The 24,094-nt window shown below is 69.5% G+C and carries 29 protein-coding genes; 11 read left to right on the plus strand and 18 right to left on the minus strand.

Annotated features, from left to right (window positions below; translation table 11 throughout):
* Window positions 1-168: 168 nt before the first annotated feature.
* The 11 genes from ACTJJP_RS05640 to ACTJJP_RS05690 all read right to left on the minus strand — a co-directional run bounded on the left by ACTJJP_RS05640 (window position 169) and on the right by ACTJJP_RS05690 (window position 10,103).
* Window positions 169-2,571, minus strand: a complete 2,403-nt coding sequence (locus tag ACTJJP_RS05640; RefSeq protein ID WP_440774039.1) for a beta-ketoacyl synthase N-terminal-like domain-containing protein — start codon at window positions 2,569-2,571, stop codon at window positions 169-171.
* Complete coding sequence (locus tag ACTJJP_RS05645; RefSeq protein ID WP_440774040.1) at window positions 2,568-3,548, minus strand: aminomethyl transferase family protein; 981 nt, start codon at window positions 3,546-3,548, stop codon at window positions 2,568-2,570. Before ACTJJP_RS05645 ends, ACTJJP_RS05640 begins: the two co-directional genes overlap by 4 nt.
* 59 nt (window positions 3,549-3,607) lie before the next feature.
* Window positions 3,608-4,858, minus strand: a complete 1,251-nt coding sequence (locus ACTJJP_RS05650) for a hypothetical protein (RefSeq protein WP_440774041.1) — start codon at window positions 4,856-4,858, stop codon at window positions 3,608-3,610.
* A 26-nt stretch (window positions 4,859-4,884) separates the two neighbouring features.
* The gene (locus ACTJJP_RS05655) at window positions 4,885-5,634 is read right to left on the minus strand and encodes a GNAT family N-acetyltransferase (RefSeq protein WP_440774042.1); all 750 of its coding nucleotides are present in this window, start codon (window positions 5,632-5,634) and stop codon (window positions 4,885-4,887) included.
* Between the two features lie 9 nt (window positions 5,635-5,643).
* Window positions 5,644-6,090, minus strand: a complete 447-nt coding sequence (gene fabZ / locus ACTJJP_RS05660) for a 3-hydroxyacyl-ACP dehydratase FabZ (protein WP_440774043.1) — start codon at window positions 6,088-6,090, stop codon at window positions 5,644-5,646.
* Window positions 6,087-6,371 carry an acyl carrier protein gene (locus ACTJJP_RS05665; protein ID WP_440774044.1) on the minus strand — a complete coding sequence of 95 codons (285 nt, stop codon included), beginning with the start codon at window positions 6,369-6,371 and terminating at the stop codon, window positions 6,087-6,089. Before ACTJJP_RS05665 ends, fabZ begins: the two co-directional genes overlap by 4 nt.
* Window positions 6,372-6,392: 21 nt before the next feature.
* Complete coding sequence (locus ACTJJP_RS05670) at window positions 6,393-7,130, minus strand: SDR family oxidoreductase (protein WP_440774045.1); 738 nt, start codon at window positions 7,128-7,130, stop codon at window positions 6,393-6,395.
* Window positions 7,120-8,028: an ACP S-malonyltransferase gene (locus ACTJJP_RS05675; RefSeq protein WP_440774046.1), complete on the minus strand. Its 909-nt coding sequence runs from the start codon at window positions 8,026-8,028 to the stop codon at window positions 7,120-7,122. The genes ACTJJP_RS05670 and ACTJJP_RS05675 overlap by 11 nt, the downstream gene beginning before the upstream one ends.
* Entirely contained in the window at window positions 8,028-8,906 is an 879-nt protein-coding gene (locus tag ACTJJP_RS05680) for an ABC transporter permease (protein WP_440774047.1), read from the minus strand. Before ACTJJP_RS05680 ends, ACTJJP_RS05675 begins: the two co-directional genes overlap by 1 nt.
* The gene (locus ACTJJP_RS05685; protein WP_440774048.1) at window positions 8,903-9,802 is read right to left on the minus strand and encodes an ATP-binding cassette domain-containing protein; all 900 of its coding nucleotides are present in this window, start codon (window positions 9,800-9,802) and stop codon (window positions 8,903-8,905) included. The genes ACTJJP_RS05680 and ACTJJP_RS05685 overlap by 4 nt, the downstream gene beginning before the upstream one ends.
* Window positions 9,803-9,893: 91 nt before the next feature.
* Window positions 9,894-10,103, minus strand: a complete 210-nt coding sequence (locus ACTJJP_RS05690) for a hypothetical protein (RefSeq protein ID WP_440774049.1) — start codon at window positions 10,101-10,103, stop codon at window positions 9,894-9,896.
* Window positions 10,104-10,186: 83 nt separating this feature from the next.
* On the opposite strand from ACTJJP_RS05690, the gene ACTJJP_RS05695 reads away from it, so the two are divergent.
* The 3 genes from ACTJJP_RS05695 to ACTJJP_RS05705 all read left to right on the plus strand — a co-directional run bounded on the left by ACTJJP_RS05695 (window position 10,187) and on the right by ACTJJP_RS05705 (window position 11,614).
* Window positions 10,187-10,609, plus strand: coding sequence for a helix-turn-helix domain-containing protein (locus tag ACTJJP_RS05695; RefSeq protein WP_440774050.1), 423 nt, complete (start codon window positions 10,187-10,189; stop codon window positions 10,607-10,609).
* Window positions 10,610-10,620: 11 nt separating this feature from the next.
* A complete protein-coding gene (locus tag ACTJJP_RS05700) occupies window positions 10,621-11,058 on the plus strand; it encodes an ImmA/IrrE family metallo-endopeptidase (protein WP_440774051.1) in 438 nt (145 codons plus the stop codon).
* Window positions 11,059-11,206: 148 nt separating this feature from the next.
* Window positions 11,207-11,614, plus strand: a complete 408-nt coding sequence (locus ACTJJP_RS05705; protein ID WP_440774052.1) for a RidA family protein — start codon at window positions 11,207-11,209, stop codon at window positions 11,612-11,614.
* A gap of 19 nt (window positions 11,615-11,633) precedes the next feature.
* Here the strand turns inward: ACTJJP_RS05705 and ACTJJP_RS05710 are convergent, their stop codons facing one another.
* From ACTJJP_RS05710 to ACTJJP_RS05730, 5 genes are all read right to left on the minus strand, one after another.
* Window positions 11,634-11,906, minus strand: a complete 273-nt coding sequence (locus ACTJJP_RS05710; RefSeq protein ID WP_440774053.1) for a hypothetical protein — start codon at window positions 11,904-11,906, stop codon at window positions 11,634-11,636.
* 379 nt (window positions 11,907-12,285) lie between these two features.
* Window positions 12,286-12,888, minus strand: a complete 603-nt coding sequence (locus ACTJJP_RS05715; protein ID WP_440774054.1) for a response regulator transcription factor — start codon at window positions 12,886-12,888, stop codon at window positions 12,286-12,288.
* A complete protein-coding gene (locus ACTJJP_RS05720; protein ID WP_440774055.1) occupies window positions 12,885-14,051 on the minus strand; it encodes a sensor histidine kinase in 1,167 nt (388 codons plus the stop codon). Before ACTJJP_RS05720 ends, ACTJJP_RS05715 begins: the two co-directional genes overlap by 4 nt.
* Before the next feature lie 43 nt (window positions 14,052-14,094).
* A complete protein-coding gene (locus ACTJJP_RS05725) occupies window positions 14,095-14,655 on the minus strand; it encodes a GNAT family N-acetyltransferase (protein WP_440774056.1) in 561 nt (186 codons plus the stop codon).
* A 24-nt stretch (window positions 14,656-14,679) separates the two neighbouring features.
* The gene (locus ACTJJP_RS05730) at window positions 14,680-14,979 is read right to left on the minus strand and encodes a hypothetical protein (RefSeq protein WP_440774057.1); all 300 of its coding nucleotides are present in this window, start codon (window positions 14,977-14,979) and stop codon (window positions 14,680-14,682) included.
* 336 nt (window positions 14,980-15,315) lie between these two features.
* On the opposite strand from ACTJJP_RS05730, the gene ACTJJP_RS05735 reads away from it, so the two are divergent.
* Window positions 15,316-15,816 carry a small multidrug efflux protein gene (locus ACTJJP_RS05735; protein WP_440774058.1) on the plus strand — a complete coding sequence of 167 codons (501 nt, stop codon included), beginning with the start codon at window positions 15,316-15,318 and terminating at the stop codon, window positions 15,814-15,816.
* Window positions 15,817-15,907: 91 nt separating this feature from the next.
* On the opposite strand, the gene ACTJJP_RS05740 is transcribed toward ACTJJP_RS05735, so the two are convergent.
* Window positions 15,908-16,135, minus strand: a complete 228-nt coding sequence (locus tag ACTJJP_RS05740; RefSeq protein WP_440774059.1) for a hypothetical protein — start codon at window positions 16,133-16,135, stop codon at window positions 15,908-15,910.
* A 152-nt stretch (window positions 16,136-16,287) separates the two neighbouring features.
* Here ACTJJP_RS05740 and ACTJJP_RS05745 point away from each other — a divergent pair, with 152 nt between their 5' ends.
* From ACTJJP_RS05745 to ACTJJP_RS05775, 7 genes are all read left to right on the plus strand, one after another.
* On the plus strand, window positions 16,288-17,334 hold the full coding sequence (locus ACTJJP_RS05745) for a phosphodiester glycosidase family protein (RefSeq protein WP_440774060.1): 1,047 nt from the start codon (window positions 16,288-16,290) through the stop codon (window positions 17,332-17,334).
* 9 nt (window positions 17,335-17,343) lie between these two features.
* Complete coding sequence (locus tag ACTJJP_RS05750) at window positions 17,344-18,492, plus strand: GtrA family protein (RefSeq protein ID WP_440774061.1); 1,149 nt, start codon at window positions 17,344-17,346, stop codon at window positions 18,490-18,492.
* Window positions 18,489-19,148, plus strand: a complete 660-nt coding sequence (locus ACTJJP_RS05755) for a DUF4956 domain-containing protein (RefSeq protein ID WP_440774062.1) — start codon at window positions 18,489-18,491, stop codon at window positions 19,146-19,148. Before ACTJJP_RS05750 ends, ACTJJP_RS05755 begins: the two co-directional genes overlap by 4 nt.
* The gene (locus tag ACTJJP_RS05760) at window positions 19,145-19,966 is read left to right on the plus strand and encodes a polyphosphate polymerase domain-containing protein (RefSeq protein WP_440774063.1); all 822 of its coding nucleotides are present in this window, start codon (window positions 19,145-19,147) and stop codon (window positions 19,964-19,966) included. The genes ACTJJP_RS05755 and ACTJJP_RS05760 overlap by 4 nt, the downstream gene beginning before the upstream one ends.
* Entirely contained in the window at window positions 19,954-21,543 is a 1,590-nt protein-coding gene (locus ACTJJP_RS05765; protein ID WP_440774064.1) for a carbohydrate-binding domain-containing protein, read from the plus strand. Before ACTJJP_RS05760 ends, ACTJJP_RS05765 begins: the two co-directional genes overlap by 13 nt.
* Before the next feature lie 84 nt (window positions 21,544-21,627).
* Complete coding sequence (locus tag ACTJJP_RS05770; protein ID WP_440774065.1) at window positions 21,628-22,230, plus strand: hypothetical protein; 603 nt, start codon at window positions 21,628-21,630, stop codon at window positions 22,228-22,230.
* 335 nt (window positions 22,231-22,565) lie between these two features.
* Window positions 22,566-22,775 carry a DUF1653 domain-containing protein gene (locus tag ACTJJP_RS05775; RefSeq protein ID WP_440774066.1) on the plus strand — a complete coding sequence of 70 codons (210 nt, stop codon included), beginning with the start codon at window positions 22,566-22,568 and terminating at the stop codon, window positions 22,773-22,775.
* A gap of 82 nt (window positions 22,776-22,857) precedes the next feature.
* Here ACTJJP_RS05775 and ACTJJP_RS05780 read toward each other — a convergent pair whose 3' ends face one another.
* Window positions 22,858-23,970, minus strand: coding sequence for a fatty acid desaturase family protein (locus ACTJJP_RS05780; RefSeq protein WP_440774067.1), 1,113 nt, complete (start codon window positions 23,968-23,970; stop codon window positions 22,858-22,860).
* Window positions 23,971-24,094 lie beyond the last annotated feature (124 nt).

The following is a 24,094-nucleotide window of genomic DNA, read 5'->3' on the forward strand; positions in this document are numbered from 1 at the left end:
CAGCGTCCGGTGGTCGTCCCCGTCGGCCGGCAGTGACCTCCGCGATCGCACGGAGTCGCCTCGACGACGCGCCGCAGAACCCGCGTCGCGGACGGGTCGAGAGCTCTGCCGAGGGTGTCGCTCGCAGAAGACGGAGCGGGCACGGACCACACCGCCACCTCCATACCCTCAGGCGTCGTGAGCTCCGACGACGACGCTCTGATAGCTTCCCCCCACTTCGTACGAAGACACGAGCGCCCTCCGAACGGCCGGACGAACCCGGCGCTCCGACACCGCACGACCGAAGGTGTCGGCATCCGCTTCTCGGCTCATCCAGAGCGCTTGCACGACACCCAGCATCGCCGACGACGATCCCGCGTCGCCGAAGATCTCCTTCGGCGCCGACATGACCGCCGCGCCCAGACCGGCGTCTCGCACGGCCATCGACTCGATGTCGTCGATCGCCGCGCGACCGCACGCGGCGGATACGACGAGGTCCACATCGCCCGGAGCGAGCGACGCGTCGATGAGGGCCGATTGGAACGACCGCGACCAGCCGTCGCTCGAGGGGTCCAGGCGCCCAGGGCCGCTCGTGTCGCCGGTCATGCCGAATCCCTCGATGCGTCCCATCGTCGCCCCTGGCGGAGCCGCCTCGGCGGCCTCCAGGAGCAGGGCGACGCCGGCTCCGCCGAAGACCTTGCCCGAATTCCGGAACGGCAGACAGCGCTCGCGTGAGAGGAAGCCGGGAATGCGCGCGTGCGCTGCCAGCATCGCCATGGGCGCCTCGTCGGCCGACAACACGACGATCCGGTCGGCCGCCCCACGTTGAATCAGTCGGGTTGCGAAATGCAGAGCCGTGATGCCGGAGGTCCCGCCCGCGCAAATCGTCGCCGTGGGGCCCTGAAGTCTGTTGAGTAATGCGACGTGACCGCCGGCCGCGTTCATGACGGTGTTCGGGAAGAGGCGTGTATTGCCGGAACCGGTGCGGATGAGTTCGCGTTGGAACGCCTCCACCGTGGACAGCGGGCCGGTGCCCGTGGCGAAGATGAGCCCCGTCCGGGCTGCTTCCTCGCGGCTCAGCTTGCGCTCGCGCAAGAGGTCCGCCGCGACGACGGCGGCGCGGCGTCCCAGGTTGTCGATACGGCGCAGCATCTGTGGGTTCACACCGCGGGTGAGGTGCTTCTCCGGAATCTCAGCGACGGGGAATTCCCCATACCCGTCCAACGTGACCCGCTGGGTGCCATACGCCGGTCTCCACTCCCGAAGGGTCGCCCGCACGTCAACAGAGTCCTTCGCGTCGGCCGCGATGGCTGCGGCACCCGTGATCACGACGGCTCGGCTCGTCGACGCTGACGACCCCCGTGGGGTCGTGGGGTCGTCGCGGGTGAGCAGGAGAGACGCGTTGTTGCCGCCAAAGGCGAAAGAGTTCGACAGTGCGACCCCGACGGTGCAGGTTCGACCGACGGCGGGGACGACATCGAGTCCGTGCGGCGCATCCGTCGCATCGGGCGGAACAACCGTCGGGGGGAGCACACCGTCACGGAGGGCGAGCACCGTCGTGACGGCCTCCACCGCTCCAGCTGCGCCCAACGTGTGCCCGATCATCGACTTGGTCGAGCTGAGAGGCGGCGGACTTCCCGGACGGAGCTGCGCGACCGCGCGCGTTTCCGTGCTGTCGTTCGCGGGGGTTCCGGTGCCATGCCCGTTCACGTAGTCCACGTCGTCGGGCGTCAACCCGCCCATTTCGAGCGCGGCTCTCATCGCGCGCAGCGCCCCACGTCCGGTCGGATCCGGCGCCGTGGGGTGATGCGCGTCCGCGCTGAGGCCGTACCCCCGGACGACGGCGAGAACGGGGATCCCTCGAGCGTGGGCCGCGGCCCGCTTCTCGAGCACGACGACACCCGCACCCTCACCGAGATTGAGTCCGCTGCTGCGGGTGTAGGGGGCGCAATGCAGGGGGTCCAGCGCCTCCAGGCACGAGAACCCACCGAAGGAGAAGTATGCGAGGGGATCGACTCCTCCCGCGATGACGACGTCGGCGTGCCCGCTCTCGATGAGTTCGACGCCGTAGGCGATGGCGACGGCCCCCGCGGCGCAGGCATTGGACTGCACGGTCCGCGGCCCGGTGAAGCCGAACTGCTCGGCGACGTCATCCGCGACCGAGTGCAGGGGGTACTGACGAAGGAGGCGGGCATCCGCACGGCGCAATCCCTTCTCGAGCCACTGTCGGTGGAAGGCCTCACCGGAGCGCGCGCCACCGAGGGATGTCCCGAACGAGATGCCCACACGCTCCGGCGCGTACTCCCCCGCCGCGAGGCGGGCGCCGGCGATCGCCTCCGTGGTGGCATCCAGAGCCATCGCGTGGCATCGGTCGACCATCCTCTCTCCCGCTCGGCGGGGCGCCGCGCCCTTCCACTCGGCTCCCCCCGGCAGTTCCCCCGCGAGCTGGGAGATGAACCCGCTGGCGTCGACGGACGTCACACGGGAGATGCCCGAAGAGCCGGCGGTGATGGCTGCCCAACTGCCCTGCGTGTCGACACCGACCGCTGCCAGCAACCCGACCCCGGTGACGGCGACGTCCGAGCGCGTCATCCGATCGGCTCGGTCCAGGAGAGAGGCTGAACAGCCGGTCGCGAGACGGTCCTCGCCGTTTCGCCATCGACGGTCAGGTCGAGCCCCGGCACGTCGAAGGGGGCGTCGAGCAAAGCCAGCGCGTAGCTGGTCTCGCCGTCGATCTCCGCCGCGCACAGGTGGATGCGACCGACCGGCACCCCGCCCGCCTCGACAGTGCGTCCGTGCTCGAGGGGGCGCATCGACCGAACGGCGACCAGTCGGCGTTGCGGCGGCACGGGGTGACCGGCACCCCGATACGAGTCTTGTCGACCGACGCCCGCGGCCCAGCCGGCTCCCGCCTCGAGCGTGGCGATGCCGGCGAACTGATCGGGCACCACCGGGTGATTGACCTCGATCCTCGCGCGCAGGAGCGCCTCCGGCCCGACGAGCGCACCCCCGACCTCCGCAAGGGAGGGCCGGAGGGTGTCGATGAGAACGTCCGAGGCGGCGTCGGCGACCACGACGTACCCATACTCGGCCGTCGTGCCGGTGCGCGCGAGGAGCGCGACCGACGCCCCCGGGATCTCGACGGACTGCCATTCGTTCAGCAGGAGGCTCGCGATGTCGTCGGGAGTGAGTGCACGCACCACTTCCCACGCGCGAGGACCCTCGACCGCAAGTGCTCCCCATCCCGGGAGGTCGTCGATGGTCACGTCGTGGATGCCGAGCTCGAGCGCGATCGCGCGCATGTCGTCGCCGGTATCGTCGCGGTGCTCCGAGATCACGAGGGTGCGGTCCTCGTCGACGACGGCGAGCACGAAGTCCGCGACCTTGCCGGCGTCATCGAGCACGAGCGAATCGACGACCGATCCCGGTTGCGCGAATTCGGTGGGCCGGGCGATGACGTGCGACAGAAGGGCCTCACGACCCGCACCGCCGATCGAGTGAATGGTCGTGCCGCGTGCGTAGACGCCCGCAGATCGACGAAGCGAGAAGTACTCCGAGCTCGTAGACATCAGTCTCCTTAGGTGGTCATCGGTCGAATTGCGCAGGTCGTCGAACGGGACGATCTCCGTCACGGGGCGTCCCACCGGAGGCGCCACACCGTCTCCGTGGACTCGGAGGAGAGTCGCGAGTAGGCGGCGATCATCAGGCCTTGGGCGGTGGAACGGATGAGGATTTCCGGGTGGGCGCCACGTACCGGTGTCAGGTGAAGCCAGCCGTCCTCGAGGAAGAAGCTCGCTGCGTACGTCCACGTGCGCCACGGTTCCGGCGAGACGTCGAGGTCGAGCACTCCGCCGGCGGAGTCCGCAATCCTGACCCGCGTGGCCTTGGCAAGCGCAATGAAGACGACCGCTTCGAGCCTGCGGCCCTCCGCGGTCGCGCTCACCCGCACGCCGAGCTCGGTCGGCGAATCGAACGACATCAACGACCAACCAGCATCTTCGCTGGAGCCGTCCGGCCGGAACGCGAGCCTGTTATCGTCCGTCGGCCAGACGGCGCCCTGATCCAGGTCCGAACGATCCGGCTCTACACACGCCCAGAGCGCCGTGGATGCCGTCGTGAGTGGACCGATCGCCCGCCTGGATGGGAAGGGGGACGACACGATCGGGCGAGCGTCGCGACTCCATTCCACGAGACCCGCCCGGGGCGCCACGGTGAGTGTTCCGACATCGGTCGTCGACTGGATGACGTCGACCAGGGCACGCCGCGAGCGCCGCCATGTGTCGACCACGCGCCCGCCATGCTCAGCGTGAACCGCGGCGGAGCGCTCGGGCGCCGTCAACGCGAGGTCGTATCCCACCGTTCCCCCGCCCGAGAGACGGACGAGGTGCCACCCTTCGAGCCGCGCCGTCCGTCCGCGAAGTCGCGTCGCCGTCACGGCGATGCCAGACAGTCCGTCGTCCCAGACGATCTCGGCTCCCCCGGCCGGCCATGAGCTCGTCCCGTCAGCGCACGCCTCGAAGTCGACGAGGTCGATGGGCCAGCGTCCGCGCACCGCATGTGCGGCGCGAACCTCGATGCCGTCGAGCGACAGGGCGAGGCGCGCGGCCCGCAGTCCCATCCACGGAAAGGCGACCACGTCGCTCGAACTCCGGCTCGTTGCCGTCACCCGCACCCCCGACGGGAGGAACTCCACGACGCGCTCGACGTCGCCGTCGTCGATCCGCCAGACGTCGCCCGCGGCATCCGCCTGGAGAAGACGAGAAGCGGGGCGACGCGGCCCCGCGGTCGTCTCTGCTGCGACCGGGTGCGGATCGACGAGGACGAACCCGAGGTGCGCGGGATGCGAGACGACGAGCGTGCCGCAATCGTCGAGCGTCACCGTGAAGGGTCCGAGCGCCCTCGAATTCACGACACGGGCACGGCCTGCACCGTCGGAGTCTCGCGGNCGACGCCGTTCACGCAGAGCGATACGACAGAGGCGTCGTTCACGCGCCCCGCCGCCGAGATGGCCAGGCCGGGAAGCTCGAAGTCGTAGCGAATCGCGTCGCCGTCCCCCGGAAGCCGGACGATACCGCTGTCGACCGATTGCGCTCGCGAACTGCGAATGGATCGCCAGGTGCGCTGCTCGCCGCTGAGGGATCGACCGGTCCAAACGACCGCATTGTTCGTCAGATCGGTTGTCACCCCGGGAAGGACGCTGACGAGTTCGACATAGCCGTCCTCGTCCGGGGTCATGCCGTCGAGGGCTCTGAATCCCACTCTGACGTACAGCGGGAACGCGCGAGAGTTCGCCGGGTCGACCTCGACGCGAAGCCCGCGAACGCCCCGGGCGACCAGGCGTTCGAAGGAAGCGGAGAAGAGACGTCCCGCCAGCATCCCGGTGCGGTGGCTCGGCGCGATCACGAACATTCCGGCGAAGAGATGACCCGGTGGTGCCACCCGGCGGCCCGACATGGTCGCGTATCCGATGGTCGCGACGATCTTGCCCCGTTCCTCCGCGACGAGGAAGAGTCGCATTCCGCGCTCACGGAAGACGTGAGCGAGCGAAGCTCTCGTCAGCTCACCACCCGCGGGACCGGATCCATTCCGGGTGAAGAAGTCAGCAACCCGGCCGAGGTCGTCTTCCCCGGTGAGCTCACGGATCTCTGCGGACATGGGACGCTCTCAGACCGCGGCGCGGGCGATGGCGAGAACACCGCTCGCGACGACTCGTCCGGCGACGGTGATCTCGACGGCGAACTCGGTGAGCGCACCGAAGGACGCCCCGACTCGCGCCGAGATTCTGAGCTGGTCACCCGGCACGACCAGCGCGAGGAACTTGAACCGCTTGATCGACGCCAGATACCCCAGCACGGGCTCCTGCTCGTCGGAGGAAACGACCAACCCGCAGAGTTGCGCGGCGACCTCCACCATGTGGACGCCCGGGTAAATAGGGTTGCCCGGGAAGTGACCCGCGAATACCGGGTCGGCGATGGAGACGTTCTTCGTGCCCACCGCAGAGACACCGGCCTCGAGATCGTCGACTCGATCGAGCAGCAAGAACGGATGCCGGTGCGGGAGTCGCCGCGCGACCTCGGCAGGCTCGAGCGCGACACCTCGTCGACCGGTCACCGCGCTCGCGCCTGTTCGATGAAGTCTGCGATGGTGTTGATCGAGCCGAAGACGAATTTGTCGTCGTCGGTGATGTAGACGCCGAAGTTCTCGTCGATCAGGCTCACGATCTCGAGGGTGTCGAGCGAGTCGAGTTCGAGTCCGCGCCCGAAGAGGGGCTGATCGTCGTCGATGAGGGTCGCGTCGATGGGCAGGCCCAGCCCCTCGGCGATGAGCTCCTTGACGCGATCGTTCAGTTCGCGCCGGGCGACGGCCCGCTGCGTCAGTTCGTGGTAGGTCATGTTCCGTCTCCGTGGGGGGGCTCAGGCGGTCAGTCCGCCGTCGACCGAGATGATTTGTCCGGTGATGTACGAGGCGTCGTCGCTGAGAAGAAAGCGGACGACGGATGCCACTTCGTGCGGTTGTGCCATGCGTCGAAGAGGGACGGTGTCGACGTGTCGCGCGAGGTCTCCGCGCGGCATCCGGCGCACCATGTCCGTGTCGGTGAACCCGGGTGCGACCGCGTTCACGCGGATGTCTGCTGCCGCAGCCTCGCGCGCCAGCGCGTGGGTCATGGCGTTGACCGCGCCTTTGCTCGCGGCATAGTTCGCCTGCCCCACCTGACCGCGCAGCCCGGATACGGAGCTCATGAACACGACGGAGCCCCCGGTCCGGCGCATCGCTTTGAGCGACTCACGCGCGACGAGGAACGAGCTCGTGAGGTTCGTTTCTACGACGGTATTCCACGTCGCGAGGGACATCATCGGAGTGAGCGCGTCGCGCGTGACTCCGGCGTTCGACACGACTCCCGCCAGGCGAGGATGTTCGGCACGAACGACCCGGAACACCTCGCGGACCTGGGTCTCGGATGCGACGTCGGCTTGCATCGCCGAAGCCGAACCTCCTCGCTCCGTCACGGTGCGTACGACCTCGGCGGCTTCTTCGGCAGCTCGACGGAAGACCACGACGACGTGCCATCCCGCGTCGGCGAGCATCTCGGCGCACGCGCGGCCGATCCCGCGAGACCCGCCCGTGACGACGACGCTCCGCTCAGGTCGCACGAGCGACTCCCCGATAACCGTCGTCGACGATGGTCGCTCCATCCGCGACGGCATCCCCCCGCCACATACGGGTGAGGGCGTGGCCGTTGCCGAGGATGACGGCTCGGCATCCGCTGGAATGTGCGACCCCGGTGACCAGATCCCATCTCACGGTTTCTCGAACGCCTTTGCGGACGTCCTCAGCGATCTGCGCGGCGGTATGGACGAACTCCCCCGAGACCGCCGAGAGCAGGGGCACACGGGAGTTGCAGAAGGGCGTGGCCGCCACCTCCCGTGCCCATCGCTCCGCGACGGGGTCCATCAGCGAGGAGTGGAAGCCGTGGCTCACGTCGAGCAGTCGAGATCTCGCGCCGAACATCGTGCGCGCTTCGAGAATGCCCGAGCGAGGTCCGGCGAGCACGATCTGCCGAAGGCCGTTGATGCACGCGATGTCGAGCCCCAACGAGGCGGCGACGCGGGCGACCTCTCCGTGAGCGTGTGGGGAGGTGACGGCGACCGCGAGCATCGCCCCCGAGCCCGGCGCAGAACTCATCACGAGACCCCGGGTGCGGGCGAGCCGGATGCCGTCCGCGAAGGTGAGAGCCCCCGCCGCGATCACCGCGGCGATCGCTCCGACGCTGTGGCCCACGACCCACCGGGGGTCGAAGGCCGGCGAAGACGACGCGTCCCACGCGCGCAGGGCGGCGATGGCGAGCAGCACGATGGCGGGCTGGGCGTGCTCCGTTGCCATCAGACGATCGGCGGACTGACCCCACATCACGTCGCGCATGTCGAAGCCGAGCGCGTCCGCGGCCTCGTCGAAGACTGCTCGCGCGGCGGGATACCGCGCGGCGAGCTGCTTGCCCATTCCAAGCGACTGACTGCCCTGCCCTGGCACGGCGAGGAAGACTTCCGACATCAACGGATCCGGCGAGCCAGTTGACGCGCGCCCAGGGCTGCGAAGACCACGAACACCGCGACAAGTACCGCGACAGCGAGACCGGAGGTGATCTCGAACTCACCGACGTGGGCCGAGATGCCGTAGAACGCCTTCACGGCATCGGTCGCCTGCCCTTCGTCGCCGGCCAGCGCGGAGAGTGCCTGCGCGGTCATGGGAGTGCGGATCAGCATCGCCGACTGCGCGAAGGGGAGGGCGTTGATCCCGTTCACGATGGCATCCGGAAGCGTCCCCGCCGGAATGTACGCCCCGGCGAGGAAGCCGATGACCGTTCCCACCACGGTGGACAGAGCCGCGAATGCGCCAGAGCTGCGCAAGAAGGTGACCACGAAGCTCGACAACGCGGCGAACGCCACGCTCGAAAGGGCGACGTAACCGAGCGTCTCTCCTGCCTCGCTCGCGGTCATCATGGAACTGCCCTGCGTGAGCAGATACGCCTGCCCCACTACGAGGATGACCACAGTCATGCTGAGCGAGATGAGGAAACTCGACAGGAGGTAGCCCAGGATCAGCTCGACGCGGCGAATGGGTGAGACGAGGAAGTCGCTGAAACGGCCGCTCGCTCGATCGTCGACGAAGACCGTGAGGGCGGCGAGCGCCGTCGTCAGCGTGGTGATCATGGTGATGCCGGCGAATACCCAGGAGTTTACGAACCAGTGGATGTCGCTGCTCTGCGCGTTCGGAAAACGCTCCGTCAGGTTGTCGACCTGCAGATTGCCGAGGAAGAGCGCGTACAACGCGATGAGGATGAGCGCGGACAGGAGGGAGAAGAACACCCCCGCGCGGTCTCGGAAGAACAGGCGCAGATTTCGCCCGGTGAGGATGGCGACGGACGTCATGCGGCCTGCCCTCCCGTCACGTTGAGGAACACGTCGTCCATGGTTCCGTGGCGGAACTCGAAATCCGTGACCTGCGGCGAGACCAGAACGGCCCGAGCCTGCTCGATGTCGTCAACCGGTACGCATACGACGTCGCCGGCTTGTTCTGCGACGAGCCCCCGCGCTTCGCAATCGGCGAGGACGGACGCCACGTCGCAAGCGCGGACGGTGAGCACGCTGCGGCTGTGGGTGGACCGGAGCTCGGCCGGGGTGCCCTCGGCCACGATCTCGCCCCGCGCGATGATGCACACGTGATCGGCGCGCTCGGTCTCTTCCATGTAGTGGGTGGTCAGGAAAACGGTCGTTGCATGGTCTGCCCGGAGCTGGCCGATCGCTGACCAGATCTGTTCCCGCGACTGCGGGTCGAGGCCCGCGGTGGGCTCGTCGAGAAAGACGACGCTGGGGCGGTGGATGATCGCACGCGCGATATCGGCCCGGCGCTTCTGGCCGCCGGACAGCACGCCGTATCGCCGGTCGAGGAAGTCTTCGAGGCCGACAAGTTCGGCCAGCTCGGCGATCCTCGCCGATGCCTCACGCCTGCGGAGTCCATAGAAGCCTGCCCGGGTCGCCAGGTTCTCGCGAACGGAGAGCAGGGGGTCCAGAAGTGATTGCTGGAAGACGGCGCCGATGACCCCGCGTACCCCGTACGGGTCGTCCACCACGTCTCGGTCGTGCACGCGGATCCGGCCGGAAGTCGGACGAAGCACCGTCGTGATGCAGCCGATCGTCGTGCTCTTGCCCGCACCATTTGCCCCGAGGAACGCGAACAGCGACCCCGTGGAGACGTCGAAAGAGAGATCTCGAACGGCCTCGAACGAGCCGTAGCTCTTTCGAAGGTGTTCCACCTGAATAGACACGGACTGCTCCTGCTTGCTGTGTGGTGAGTGAAGACCGGGGATACCGCCGAGCAGCACCTCCGGGGAGTCGCGAGACCTCGGCGTCCTCGCTTCAAGGTGTCGATCGAGCACCTGGTTCGGGCACGCGGGTGCCACTCGCGGTGTGGCCCGTGAACATCTGGTCGGTCGTCAGCCCCCTCTGCGCCCCAGCCACGAGGAACTCGCGCACGGACACGTCGTTCGTACGACGCTGCGGTTCGTGTTTGTCGCGATCGACCTCGCCGAGGTCGGAGCGAGTGATCTCGCGATCTACAATATCCATATATGGATGCTAGCTAGTCATATTTGACCTTTCAAAGCCATTTCACCCGGTCACACCCCCTGAGGCTGACCTACGCTGGGCAGATGGTCCGCGCGAAGAAGACGCCCCACCCGTTCGACAGAGATCTGGGCGCGGCGATCCGGGCTGCGCGTGCGCGGAGGGGCGTCAGCCGCGAGACACTCGCGGCGCGAACGGGGATCGCCCTGTCGAATCTGAAGCGTCGCGAGGACGGGGTGAACGAGACGACGGTCTCAGAACTCGAGCGCATCGCTGCCGTCCTCCGGGTTTCCGCGCGGGAGATCGTCGACATGGCCTTGAGCGATTACAGCGGAGACGGTTTCGCGCAGCAGGGCACTCCTCAAGACGGTCTGCGGAGGCTCCTCGCATCGATGTCGGAACACCCTCGTACCATCGACGACGCGGACAACGTGACATACATCGGTCATGTCGCACCGGCCGCACGCGACGCGGCCAACACCGATGAACGGAAGCCGCCGTCAGACTGAAGGGGAGAACCGTGAAGGAACTGCTCTCGCTCGCGGCACGCCTCGACGTCACCGTGCACGTCGCCCACCTCCCGCAACCTTTCCGCGGCTTCTACGACCACGAAGGTCGCAGGGTCGTCTACGACTTCTCCCTCACCCCCATCGAACGAGCCTGCGTGCTGGCGCACGAACTGGGGCATGCGTTCTACGGCCATCAGGTCCGCGACGACCCCGATGCGGAGGCCGCGGCCGACGCCTTCGCTGCCGCGGTTCTCGTCGATCCGGTCCTTTTCGCCGAGCTCGAAGCGATCGGCCTCGACGATGAGGCCATCGCAGACGAGCTGGGAGTCACGATCAAATTACTCCGCGTCTTCGCAGACAACCATCTCGCCCGCGTCAGAGGCGTCACCTATACGCGCCCCCGCCTCGGGCGGGGGCTCTATCAGCACGCCGTGCGCTGGGCATCGTGACGTGAGGCGTTGCCCAGCGCAAGCACGACCCGACCGGTGAAGCACCCGGCGACCTGTGCCGCCGCCCCAGTTTCGTCCCTCGACCTCTGCGCCCCATTCCCCGAAGCGCGACACCATAATCACTGCCACCCACACGAAAGGCTTCCGCATGCCAACCGCCGTGACGCTTATCCGGTCGTCTTCGCTCGCTCCGAGCGCGGAGTACGCCTACGCCGCCACCGCACCGGCGAACGCGCGCCTCATCTTCCTCGCGGGGTCGTGTCCGATCGACGCAGACGGCGCGACAGTCGGTGTCGGCGACTACGCGGCGCAGGCGGCCATGTGCGTGGAGAACATGCGCACCGCTTTGGCGGAGGCCGGCGCCGAGATCACCGACGTCATCTTCACGCGGGTGCTCGTCGCCTCCACACGACAGGCTGACCTCGTCGCGGCATGGAAAGTCGTGCGCGACGCATTCGGCGCGCACGACGTGCCGAGCACCCTGCTCGGCGTGACCGTTCTCGGATACGACAACCAGCTGGTCGAGATCGAGGCGGTCGCGGCCGTCGTGGATTGACGCGCCTTGGGCGCGCAAGTCACTGCTCGGAGGCCCACTCCCCTGAAAGAGATCGCGAACCGAACCAAGCGAAAGCGATCAAGACGAGCGCACCGCCCGACAGCAGACCGTCGAAGATCCCTGCCGGAAGCAGGAAGATCACGAGCGCGAGCGCCACCCCGCACATGACAGCTGTCACGGCAAGACCCCAGAGACGGTCACGCAGGATGCCGATGCCCCCGAGAAGCCGAAGGACGCCGAATATCCCGCTCATGATCATGAGCAGGTACAGGTTGTCCTGAAAGTATGGCAACGCGAAGTGGGAGCTTTCCCCACATCCCCCGGCTCGACGCGCAGAAGCGTGAGAACAGGGAGCGCGAAGAATGCGCTCATCTCCATGACTGCGCCCTGTGTGATCACGAACCATGCTGCGACGCGGTACCGCACGTCTACCCGGTGCCCCCGGCTCGCTGAACCCGACGGACCACCGCCTCGTTGAGGCTCGCGCGCGGGGGTGGTGGGCATGTCCGCGTGTTATCGACCGGTCACGTCGGTCCGGTCGACGCACAAGCGAGACCCGCGGTTCGTGGTGGTTCCCGCGGCGCAGCTTCGCCCGCGGGTGAAGCGGGGCGACAATCGTCCTCGCCCCGGGGCGCCCGTCGAAAGAACCCTCTCGCTGCCGAACGGGTCGGCTAGATCCACCCCCGCTCCCGCGCGTGAATCGTCGCCTGCTGCCGACTCGCGAGCCCGAGCTTGCCGAGCACCGACGACACATGGTTGCGCACGGTCCCGGCCGACAGGTGCAGCGCCGACGCGATCTCGGCGACCGTCTCTCCGCGCGCGCCGGCGCGCAGCACGTCGAGCTCGCGGTCGGTGAGGGGGCTCCGCTCGTCGCTGAGAGCGTCGGCGGCGATCTCGGGGTCGACGTAGCGACGCCCGGCGGCGACCTCGCGGATCACCGCGGCCACGTCATCCGCGGGTCGAGACTTGGGCAGGAACCCGTCGACGCCCGCACCGAGCGCGCGCCGGAGGACGCCGGGTCGCGCGTGGCGCGTGACGATCACGCAGCGCGACGGGACCCGGCGCAGAATGCGCGCGGCGGTGTCGACGCCGTCGAGACCGGGCATCTCGAGATCGAGCAGGCACACGTCGGGCCGCAGCCGCTCCGCTTCGACGAGAGCGCTCTCGCCGTCACGGCACTCGGCGACGACGTCGAGGTCGTCTTCGAGTCGGAGCAGGGCGGCGAGCGCCGTGCGGATCATGTCTTCGTCGTCGGCGATGAGCACGCGGATCATGCCGTCACCCCCTCGGGCACGTGGACGGTGAGGCGGAAGCGGTCGCCGAGGCGGGTGGCATCCATCGTTCCTCCGACGGCGCCGACGCGGTCGGCGATGCCCGAGAGGCCGGCCCCGTCGCCCACGGGCGAAGCCGCTCCTCGGGCGTCGTTCTCGACCGTGAGCACCCAGGCTCCCTCGTGACGGGCGAGAGAGAGGGATGCCGAGCCCCCGCGGCCGTGTTTGAGCACGTTGGTCGTCGACTCCCGCACGACCGGCCCGAGCACGTCGGCCGGCGCCCCGCCCGCCGCGCCGTCCACGAGAAGGTCGACGGTCAGTCCCGCGGCGCGGAGGAGGTCGGCGGCGTTGGCGAGTTCGTCGGGGAGGGGGACGCCTCGGAACCGCGCCGCGAGGTCGCGCGTGCCGCGTCGCGCCTCGTCGACGCTCGTTCGCGCCGCGCGCACCTGTCCGGCGGCGGCCTCGGGGTCGCGGCCCATCATCTTCTCGGCGAGTTCGAGCTGCAGCGCGATCACCTGCAGGTGGTGCCCCTGCAGGTCGTGCAGGTCACCCGCGAGGCGCAGGCGCTCTTGCGCGGCGGCGAGGCGCCCCTCGGCGCGGCGCGCACGGTCGAGTTCGCGCACGATGTCCCACCACCACAGCGAGGTCGCCGACAGCGGCGGAAGCATCGCGATGAACAGCGCGAGTCCGAAGAACGCGGCGACGTAACCGCCGGGGTTGACGCGGGTGGCATCCACGACCCAGGTCGCCAGGATCACGACGATGAGCAGGGTCGCGAGGCGCAGTCGGATGCCGTTGCGCCACCGCACGAGGCAGAGGGCCTGCGCGGCGAGGGCGACGGCGAGCATCAGCGACCCGACGGCGGCGCCGGTGACGGCGCCGAAGACGACTCCCGCCACCACGAGCGGCCAGACGGGGTGCGTCGCGCCGACGTCGCCGTCGTCGAGCGGCTCGCGTCGGTAGCGCAGCAGCAGCAGGACAGCGGATGCCGTGGCCCCGACCGCACCGACCACGTACAGCGCGATGGCGAGCGGCGGAGCGTCCCGCACGACGACAGCCGCCCAGATGACCAGGGCGAACACCTGCAACGACAGAATCGAGGCGACGGTGTACCACCATGTGACGCGGACGTCGCGCGCGTAGGTGGCTGCGGAGGAGATGCTCACCCCGGCCACTGTACGTCCGTGACATTCGTCACGGGTGGAGGAATCAGCCGCTGTGCAGAACCCGGCCGTAGAGGAGCATGTCGCGGCGCCGGTCGCCGATGCGGTGGTAGCTGCGCAGCAGACCCTCGCGGTCGTATCCGGCTCTCTCGGCGGTGCGGATGGACGGCGCGTTCCACGGCTCGATGTAGAGCCCGATGCGGAACAGGCCCGGTACGGTCGCGCCGAAGGCGGTCAGCGCGATGAGCGCGTCGGCCGCGTACCCTCGGCCGCGAGAGGAGGGGGCGACGACGTATCCGGCACTGGAACGGCCCGCGCCGAGCTCGGCGGTCCAGAGACCGCAGTGACCGACGGCCTTTCCTGTGGCGGCATCCGCCATGGTGAACGAGAAGCCGGCCCCTTCACCGTGACGGCTCTGCTGCGCCGCGATCCACGCGCGCGCGTGCTGCTCGGTGGCGTCCGCGGGAAGGGTGCCCGTCTGCGCGATGTACGGGTCGGTCGCGAGCTCGCGCACCATGTCGAGGTCGCCGTCGACCACCTCTCGCAGCAGGATGCCTCCGTGGGCGGGTGGCGTCGCGGGCCAGGGCGGCAGAGGCATCGGCGGCATGGGTCCATCCTGCCCGTGCCGGGGTCAGTCTCTCCCCTCGACGCCGCGGGGGTCGTCGGGCGGATCGACCGGCGCGCGGTCCCAGAACTCGCTCGTCTCGGTGGAGCGGTCGAGGGGGGTGGCATCCATCGTCCGCGGCGGCGTCCACCCGTAGGCCGCGGACTGCGCCGCGCCCGCGCCCATGACCGGGCCGAGGGCGGAACGCACGGCGTCCGCGCGCCGACCGGCACGGCGGCGGAATAGCGCGAGGGAGAGTCGGACCAGGATGCCGACGCCGAGCACGGCGAAGAAGAAGTACTGCAACGCGGCGAAGATCGGGGGCATGTCGTGTCCTCCCTCGGCCGCAACCGTTGCAGGTGTCAGACGCTACCGGGCGTGGGGCTCGGGCGGAAGCGCTGCTCCAGACACAGCTCCGGGCCCGTGGCTCCGGTGACGACGGGAGGAGGGTCAGGAAGCGGAGGACCCGTCCGCCCTTCTCGCTCCTCCCGTCGCCGTATTCCTTCCCCTCATCCCCCCGCCCTGACCGCCGTGACATTCGTCACGGGTGCGCCGTCGCATCCTCCCGCGCGGTCGTGACGCACGACACTGCCGCCGCGCGATCGGAATCGATGGGATGGAATCACCGCGGAACACGCCGCGACCCATCCCCCAGGAGCAGTCATGTCGAACCCCCTCAGCGATCTCGTCCTCGGCTTCCAGGGGCTCGTCGCCGACGTGCCCGACCTCGTGCAACCGGTCATCGTCGCCCTCGCCGGCGCCGTGCCGTTCATCGAGGGCGAGGGCGCCGCCGCGATCGGCATCATCGGCGGCATCACCCCCGTCGTCGCCGCCCTCGCCGGCGCGGTCGGCAACCTCATCTGCGTCGCGATCGTCGTGCTGGTGACCTCCCGCGTCCGTACCGCCGTGACCACGCGCCGCGGCAGCGCGGACAAGCCCATGACCTCGCGCCGACAGAAGTTCGAGAAGGCCTATCACCGCTACGGCACCCCCGGCGTGAGCCTGCTCGGCCCCCTGCTGCTGCCCACCCAGTTCACCGCTGCTGCCCTCACCTCGACCGGCGTGCCGCCGGTTCGCGTGATTGCCTGGCAGGCTGCCGCGATCGTGCTGTGGACGACCGTGATCACGTTGATCATCGTCGGCGTCATCCGGTTCGCGGTCTGACCGCCGGGCGCAGAGGGCGACCCCGCAGGGGCTGAACGGTCACGTTCGCTCGTGACCCCCTCTGCGTCGGCGTACGCGGTGCGACGACCGGTCAGTCGTGTCGGCCCGCCGGATCCGATTCCCGGCCGAAGACGACGCGCGCGAGCAGCGCGGCTCCGCCGAGCACGCAGAGCCACGCGATTCCCCAGGCGACGAAGCCGAGCAACGGGTTCGGATCGATCCACGCCTGCACCGCGCTCGTCCCCTTCAGGAGCATCCAAGCGAGGAAGAGCCCGATGAGAACGATGCCGCTGACGGTGAGTCCGAGCTTCTTCGCCATCCGTCGAGAGTATCCGAGCCATTGAGACGCGTCCGGGCTCCGCCCCCGACCACACGTCGAGCACTCTCGCGCATAGCGCTTTCATAGCTCCTCTTGGCTCCGGGTAGGGCGGGGTTAGGCCGCGGGGAGGGCCCGGCACCTTTCCTGGTGCCATGGACCCCGCAGACCTCACCCCCGACACCGCCCCCGACGGTGCCCCGGCCCCGGCCTCCCGCCGCGGTCGGGCGACGCCGTCTGCCGCCCCTCGGCGCTCGTCGTCTCGCACCGCCCGCCGCGCCCTGCTCGCCGGCGGTCTCGTCGTCCTGCTCACGGCGGGAGGCTCGGCGGCGTGGGCGGCCAACCGTTTCCTCATCCCCCACGTCGAGGTCACCGATGTCGCGGCCTACGAGGCGGAGCACTCCACTGCGGCGTCCAGCACCCCCACGGCGGAGGCCACCGCCACCGCGACCACGGCCGCGACCACCCTCACCGACACCAGCTTCAGCGACGGGTCCACCTCGGTCACCGTCTCGACGGTGACGACGGACTCGCTCACCTACTTCGTCGCCGATGTCGTACTCGGAGACGCGACCGACCTGCGCTCCGCCTTCGCCAACAACCAGTTCGGCGAGAACATCACGCAGACCACGAGCGAGATCGCCGCGGCCAACGGCGCGGTGTTCGCGATCAACGGCGACTACTACGGCTTCCGCTCGACGGGCATCGAGATCCGCAACGGCGTCGCCTACCGCGACGAGGGCGCTCGACAGGGACTCGCCTTTTACACCGACGGTCACGTCGAGGTGTACGACGAGACGCAGACCACGGCCGCCGAGCTGCTGGCATCCGGGGTCTGGAACACCCTCAGCTTCGGCCCCGCCATCGTCGAGGACGGCCAGGTCGTCGACGGCATCGACAGCGTCGAGGTCGACACGAACGTCGGTAACCACTCGATCCAGGGCGACCAGCCGCGCACCGCGGTCGGCGTGGTCGACGACAACCACCTCGTCTTCGTCGTCGTCGACGGCCGACAAGAGGGCTACAGCGAGGGCGTGACGCTGCCGGGACTCGCGGACATCATGCTCTCGCTCGGCGCGACGACGGCCTACAACCTCGACGGCGGCGGCTCGTCGACCATGTACTTCAACGGGCAGGTGATCAACTCGCCCTCCAACGGCGGCGAGCGCGGCACCAGCGACATCCTCTACGTGGCGGGCTGAGCGGTGTTCGTGCTCATCCCCGCCTTCGAGCCGGGCCCGCGGATGTCGGACCTCGTCGCCGAGCTGCTGCGCGCCGATCCCGACCTCGACGTGCTCATCGTCGACGACGGCAGCGGTCCCGCGTTCGCTCCGGTCTTCGCCGCCGCCCGCGAGGCCGGAGCCCATGTCATCGCCCACGCGAGCAATCGCGGCAAAGGCGCGGCGCTGAAGACGGGCTTCGCCCACATCGCCGCCCACGATCCGGATGCCGACGTCGTCACCGCCGACGCCGACGGCCAGCACACGCGCGCCGACGTCTGCCGCGTGGCCGATGCCCTGCGCCGTGACGCGGCTGACGGCCGGAGCGCGCTCGTGTTGGGCGTGCGCGGGTTCGACGGCGCGGTGCCGCTGCGCAGCCGACTCGGCAACGCCGCGTCGCGGGGGCTCTTCCGCCTCGCCACCGGACGGCGGGTCTCCGACACGCAGACGGGGCTCCGCGGCATCCCGTCCGATCGTCTCGCCTGGGCGCTCGGCATCCCGGGCGAAGGCTTCGAGTACGAGCAGCGGATGCTGCTGCGCCTCGGTCCCGACCAGCTCGCCGCGCACGAGGTGCCGATCGACACGGTCTACCTCGACCACAACGCGGGGAGCCACTTCCGTCCCGTGCGCGACTCGCTGCGTGTGCTGCTTCCGGTGCTGCTGTTCGCGTCGTCGTCTCTCGCGGCGTTCGTCGTCGACACCGTCGCGCTGTTGGTCCTGCAGGCGCTGACCGGCTGGCTGGTGCCGTCGATCGTCGCCGCACGCGTGCTGTCGGCCACCGCGAACTTCGCCGTCAATCGCCGCGTGGTCTTCCGCGCGCGCGGAGGTTCGATGCTTCCGCAGGCCCTCCGCTACGGCGTGCTCGCCCTGGCGCTGCTCGCGTCGAACATCGCGTGGATGTCGTTCCTCACCGACAACGGCCTCGCGCTGCTGCCCGCGAAGGTCGTGACCGAGGGCGTGCTGTTCGTCCTCAGCTACGGCGTCCAGCGCGCACTGGTCTTCCCGCGAACGGATGCCGGTCCCCCGGCGCGCACGCCGATCTCGCGGCCTGACCCACCCGGCGCCCCGGACCATCCGCCCCACGCCGCCCATCCGGCATCCGACACCTCTCCCCTCACCCCCGCTAGGAGCACCTCATGACCACCACCGCCCTGATCCTCGCGGCGACCGACCTCGTCGCCGCCGTTCTGCTCAGCGCCATCTACTTTCAGCGTCACCGCCGGCGAGACCTCGTCGTCGCCTTCCTCGGCGTCAACGTCGGGGTGCTCGCGGTCGCCACCGTGCTCGGCACCGCCGAAGTCGCCCTCGGTCTCGGGCTCGGCCTGTTCGGGGTGCTGTCGATCATCCGGCTGCGTTCGAGCGAGATCACCCAGCGCGAGGTGGCGTATTACTTCGCCGCCCTGGCGATCGGCCTGATCTGCGGCCTGCCGCCCGTCGACCTCTCCATCCCCCTGCTGCTCGTCGGGCTCATCGTCGCCGTGCTGGCGGTCGCCGACCACCCGCGCGTGCTGTCGCGGGCCCGTCACCAGACCGTGCACCTCGACCGCGCGATCGCCGACGAGACCGAACTGCGCGTCGAGCTCGAACGCCTGCTGGGCGGCGAGGTGACGGGTGTCACCGTGCAGCAGCTCGACCTGGTCGATGACACGACGCTGGTGGACGTGCGGTACCGCGTGCGGGCCGCACTGCCGGGCGCCACCGCACCGGGCGCCGCCCTCGACGTCGCCGACGCGGCCCCCGGCCCGCGTCGCAGCACCGACCCCGCCTTCGCCGACCTGCTCGGCGGCACCCGATGAACGCCCGCGACCGCGCCGCCATCGCCATCGCGGCCCTCCCCGCGATCGGCCTCGACGCCCTCACCACCGACGCGGCCCTCCTCACCCGCGTCGACCGCAAGTACGTCGTGCCGATGGATGCCGCGGCATCCCTCCTCGAAGACCTCCAGCGTTCCGCCGAGGCTCCGGCCGCCCTCGAGATCGCCGGCGAGCGCGAACTCGCGTACCGCTCGGTGTACTTCGACACCCCCGATCTGTTGAGCTTCCGCCTCGCCGCCCACGGGCGTCGCCGTCGGTTCAAGCTGCGCACCCGCACGTACGTCGACACCGGGGCCGCCTACCTCGAGATGAAGACCCGCGGGGCGCGCGGTCTCACTCGCAAGGACCGGGATGCCTACGACCTCGACACCGCCGACCGACTCACCCCCGAGGCGCGTGACGAGGTGGCCGAGTCGCTCGATGCCATCGGCATCGAACCCACGCGCGCCGACGACCTCGACGCGCGTCTGCAGACGCTCTACCGCCGCGCGACGCTCCTGCTACCGGGCGCGATCCCCTCCCGCGCCACGATCGACCTCGACCTCCGTTGGGTCGACGCCGACGGCGGCGGGTTCATCCTCCCCCGCTTCGCGATCGTCGAGACCAAGTCCCCCGGGCAGGCGGGTGCCTTCGACCGCGCGCTGTGGCGAGCCGGGCACCGCCCGCAGCGCATCAGCAAGTACGCCACAGGCATGGCCGCGCTGCGCTCCGACCTTCCCTCGAACCGCTGGACTCGCGTGCTCGCGGGCCCCTTCTCCTCCTCCCACCCCACTCGAAAGGATGCATCATGCGCCGCCTGATCCCCCTCGCCCTTCCCCTCGCCCTCGCGGGCCTCGTCCTCGCCGGGTGCGCTGTCACCGCGCAGCCCGTCGCGTCCGCGACGCAGACCGCCGCGGCATCCAGCGTCGAAACCCGTGTGCAGACCACCTCCGACATCGACTCCACCATTCCCGCGGCCGCCGCCGAACTGCTCGCGGCCAACGCCGACGGCACGGTCGTGAACGACGACGAGTGGAGCATCGCGGATGCCGAGACCATCACCCTCTCCGGCTCCACCGCGTCGAGCGATTCGGCGGCGGTCACCGTCGACGGCTCGACCGTCACCATCACCGCCGCGGGCGTCTACCAGCTGAGTGGCACGCTCGACGGGAACGTGGTCGTCGCCGCCCCCGACGACGCGCAGGTGATCCTCGTGCTCGACGACGCGACCATCGCGAGCACCTCGGGCTCGGCGATCCAGGTCGTGACGGCCGACGACGTGGCGATCAACCTCGCCGCCGGCACCACCAACGCCGTCACGGCGGCGAGCTCGGCCGACGCCGACGCGAGCGCCGCCATCTACGCCGACAGCGACCTCACCGTCTCGGGCTCCGGCGCGCTGACCGTCACCGACACCGGCAACGACGGCATCTCGGCCACCGACGACCTCGCGATCATCGGCGGCACGATCACGGTGGATGCCGCCGACGACGCCCTCCGCGGCAAGGACTCGCTGATGGTCGAGGACGGCACCCTCACCCTCACCGCCGGGGGCGACGCGCTCAAGAGCGACCAGACGGATGACGCGACCCAGGGCTACGTCTGGATCGCCGGCGGCACCATCACGGCGACGGCGGTCGACGACGGCATCGACGCGTGGACGGATGCACTGATCACCGGCGGAACCGTGTCGCTTACGACCGAGGACGACGGCATCCATTCCGAGACCGCGCTGGCGATCTCCGGCGGCGACGTGACGATCGGCCAGTCGTACGAGGGTCTCGAGTCGGGCGACATCCGCATCGCCGGCGGCACCACCTCGGTCACCTCGTCGGACGACGGCATCAACGCCTCGGGCGGCACCACCACGGACTCGGGGTCGGGCGGCGGGATGGGCGGCGGCATGCAGGACACCGGCGAGACCCTCACCATCTCGGGCGGCACCCTGGTGGTCGATGCCGACGGCGACGGCCTCGACTCCAACGGCAGCATCACCATGACCGGCGGTGAGGTCACCGTCTACGGCCCCACCGCGCAGAACAACGGCGCCCTCGACTCGAACGGCGGCATCGACGTTTCGGGCGGCACGCTCGTCGCCATCGGCAGCACCGGCATGGCCGAGTCACCCGATGAGACGTCGGCGCAGGGCTGGCTCGCCGCGACGGCGTCGGGTTCCGCCGGGTCGACGGTGCAGATCACGGATGCCGCGGGCACGGTCATCGCGGAATACACCGCCACGAAGACCTTCGGGTCGGTCGTGTTCACCTCGTCGGCGATCACCGACGGACAGACGTACACCGTCACCGTCGACGGGGCCGCGACATCGGTCACGGCGGGCGTCGCGGCGGCCGGCGGAATGGGGATGGGAGGAGGGGGAATGGGTGGCGGTCGGCCCTGACCGTCACGCGGCCGCGGCCCGGGGTGTATGCCCCGGGCAGCGGCATCCGCATGCCGGCGTGCCGCCGCGTGGGAGAGTGACGACGTGAAACTGTATTCCGACTTCGCCGCGCACCGTGCCCGCCAGATGACGGCCGATATCGTCGCCCTCGTGATCATCGCGGTGAGCGTGGTGATGGGAGTCGTCGTCTTCTCGACCGTCAACCAGCTCGCTCGGTTCGGGCGCGAGATGCAGGCCGCGGGCGCGGACTTCCGGACGTCGATGACCGATGTCGGCGACCGCCTCGGCGATGTCCCCCTCATCGGTTCCGGCATCAGCGCCCCCTTCGACACGGCCAGCTCCGCGGGCGACACTCTCGCATCCGCCGGTCAGACGCAGCAGGACCTCGTGCTGCAGGCGGCCATCGCGCTCGGCATCGGCGTCGCCGCCCTGCCGATCCTTCTCACGCTGCTGATGTGGCTGCTCCCGCGGCTCCGCTTCATCTCGCGCGCGACGCGCACCCGCGCGCTGCTGCGCGCCGGTCTCGATTCCGACCTGCTCGCCCTCCGGGCCCTCACCCACCAGAAGGTGGCCACGATCGCGAAAGTCGACCCCGATGCCCTCGGCGCCTGGCGCCGCGGCGACCGCGAGGTGACGCGGCGTCTCGCCGGTCTCGAGCTGCGGTCCGTCGGCATCCGGATGCCGTAAGTCGGCGGACGGAGCGAGCCGTCAGCCCCAGAACCCCCGGTGCGCTGCTCCCGCTTCGTCCTCCATGTGCGGCCCCGACACCGCGGTCGCACGACCCCCGCGCGGTGGCACGTGCCTCTCGCGTGGCGCGGACACCCGCGGCGGTGGTCATCGCCCCGTCTACAGGCATCGCCCTCGATCACGTCGGTTGGCCGTGCCGATCGACCTCGGCCGGCGACGCCGAGGTGACGGCGCCGCCCGCCCCATTCCCCCTCGGAACCCCGTGCCATACTCGGCACCTCGCGACGTCGCCGCGGTGCGCGACGTTCCAACTCCTGCACGAAGGGACGGTCTGCGTGACCATCGAACCCGGCATCTACGAACACTTCAAAGGTCAGCGCTATGAAGTCTTCGGAACGGCGAGGCACTCCGAGACCGAGGAGGTCTTCGTCTCCTACCGCAAGCTGTACGACGATTACTCGTTCTGGGTGCGCCCGGTGGGGATGTTCACCGAGACCGTCGACCGCGACGGCTACTCGGGGCCGCGGTTCCGGCGCATCGCCTAGACCGCCCGACGGTGCCGCAGCCGGGCATCGCCTTCGGGCGAACGAGTCCCCTCGCCGTGGCTACGCCGTCAACTCGGCCCCGTCACCGGATGCTTCGTGCCGCTGTGGACGTCATCGGGCACTCGAACGGGTCGCGGGCGGCCAGTCCCACGCGGTTCAAGTAGGCGATCACGATGCCGTACGACTGCAGCAGCGTCGTCTCGACGTAGGGCACGTTCAGCGTGGCGCTCTGCTCCTTGACGATGGCGCGAGCCTTGCTGAGGTGCGGGCGGGGCATGTTCGGGAACAGGTGATGCTCGATCTGATAGTTCAGACCGCCCATCAACCAGGTGGCCCACCACCCGCCGGTGATGTTGCGCGAGGTGCGCACCTGCTTGCTGAAGAAGTCGAGCTTGGCATCCGGTGCGATGACGGCCATGCCCTTGTGGTTCGGGGCGAACGACGCGCCCATGTAGACGCCAAACACGGCGAGCTGCACACCCAGGAAGGCGAAGGCCATGCCGAGCGGCAGGAAGACGAACACCGGGGCGACGAAGATCGCGAAGCGCAGGGCGATCAGTGACAGTTCGGTCCAGCGGCCCTTGACCGGCTCGCGTGAGAGCAGGTGACGCAAGCCGATGGCGTGCAGGTTGGCGCCCTCGAGGGTGAGCAGCGGGAAGAACGCCCAGCCCTGACGCTGGGTGATCCAGCGCTGGATGCCGCGTGCCTTGGCGGCGTCTTCGTCGAGGAACGAGATCGTGTCGATCTCGATGTCGGGGTCTTTGCCCACGCGGTTCGGGTTGGCGTGGTGGCGGGTGTGCTTCGCGCTCCACCACGAGACGCTCATGCCCACGACACCGGCGGCGAGCCAGAGGGCGAGACGCTCGTTGGCCTTGCCCGAGGCGAAGATCTGCTTGTGCGCCGCTTCGTGCGCGAGGAACGCGACCTGCGTGAACAGGATGCCGAGGGCGGCGGCGATGAGCAGCTGGAACCAGCTGTCGCCCAGCAGCACGAACCCGGTGATCGCTCCGCCGAAACCGAGAGCGAGGACGGTCCCGACCAGGGCGTAGAAGCGGCGCGCTCGCGCGAGCAGTCCTGTCTCGCGTACGACCTGCGACAGCTCGGTGTACGCCTTCGCCATCGGCGGGAAGTCGGTCGTCCCCTTGTAGGTCTGACGGATCGGTCCCAGCCGGGACTCGATGACGGGTGCAGCCATTGCATGCTCCTCGGATGGGGGTGACCGTATGGGCCCGAAGCCGAAGGCGGATGCCAGGGACTATTCTTCGAGGCTACGCCCCGCATATTCGCGTGGATGCATATTCTGGTGATTGTTTCGCCGT

Source organism: Microbacterium sp. 22296 (assembly GCF_052045385.1).
Lineage (GTDB): Bacteria > Actinomycetota > Actinomycetes > Actinomycetales > Microbacteriaceae > Microbacterium.

Coding starts and splice junctions, on each gene's coding strand:
- ACTJJP_RS05640 (WP_440774039.1), bottom strand. CDS start 2,571: ATGACGCGCTCGGACGTCGCCGTCACCGGGGTCGGGTTGCTGGCAGCG.
- ACTJJP_RS05645 (WP_440774040.1), bottom strand. CDS start 3,548: ATGTCTACGAGCTCGGAGTACTTCTCGCTTCGTCGATCTGCGGGCGTC.
- ACTJJP_RS05665 (WP_440774044.1), bottom strand. CDS start 6,371: ATGACCTACCACGAACTGACGCAGCGGGCCGTCGCCCGGCGCGAACTG.
- ACTJJP_RS05675 (WP_440774046.1), bottom strand. CDS start 8,028: ATGTCGGAAGTCTTCCTCGCCGTGCCAGGGCAGGGCAGTCAGTCGCTT.
- ACTJJP_RS05680 (WP_440774047.1), bottom strand. CDS start 8,906: ATGACGTCCGTCGCCATCCTCACCGGGCGAAATCTGCGCCTGTTCTTC.
- ACTJJP_RS05690 (WP_440774049.1), bottom strand. CDS start 10,103: ATGGATATTGTAGATCGCGAGATCACTCGCTCCGACCTCGGCGAGGTC.
- ACTJJP_RS05695 (WP_440774050.1), top strand. CDS start 10,187: ATGGTCCGCGCGAAGAAGACGCCCCACCCGTTCGACAGAGATCTGGGC.
- ACTJJP_RS05705 (WP_440774052.1), top strand. CDS start 11,207: ATGCCAACCGCCGTGACGCTTATCCGGTCGTCTTCGCTCGCTCCGAGC.
- ACTJJP_RS05715 (WP_440774054.1), bottom strand. CDS start 12,888: ATGATCCGCGTGCTCATCGCCGACGACGAAGACATGATCCGCACGGCG.
- ACTJJP_RS05725 (WP_440774056.1), bottom strand. CDS start 14,655: ATGCCGCCGATGCCTCTGCCGCCCTGGCCCGCGACGCCACCCGCCCAC.
- ACTJJP_RS05730 (WP_440774057.1), bottom strand. CDS start 14,979: ATGCCCCCGATCTTCGCCGCGTTGCAGTACTTCTTCTTCGCCGTGCTC.
- ACTJJP_RS05735 (WP_440774058.1), top strand. CDS start 15,316: ATGTCGAACCCCCTCAGCGATCTCGTCCTCGGCTTCCAGGGGCTCGTC.
- ACTJJP_RS05740 (WP_440774059.1), bottom strand. CDS start 16,135: ATGGCGAAGAAGCTCGGACTCACCGTCAGCGGCATCGTTCTCATCGGG.
- ACTJJP_RS05745 (WP_440774060.1), top strand. CDS start 16,288: ATGGACCCCGCAGACCTCACCCCCGACACCGCCCCCGACGGTGCCCCG.
- ACTJJP_RS05755 (WP_440774062.1), top strand. CDS start 18,489: ATGACCACCACCGCCCTGATCCTCGCGGCGACCGACCTCGTCGCCGCC.
- ACTJJP_RS05760 (WP_440774063.1), top strand. CDS start 19,145: ATGAACGCCCGCGACCGCGCCGCCATCGCCATCGCGGCCCTCCCCGCG.
- ACTJJP_RS05765 (WP_440774064.1), top strand. CDS start 19,954: ATGCGCCGCCTGATCCCCCTCGCCCTTCCCCTCGCCCTCGCGGGCCTC.
- ACTJJP_RS05780 (WP_440774067.1), bottom strand. CDS start 23,970: ATGGCTGCACCCGTCATCGAGTCCCGGCTGGGACCGATCCGTCAGACC.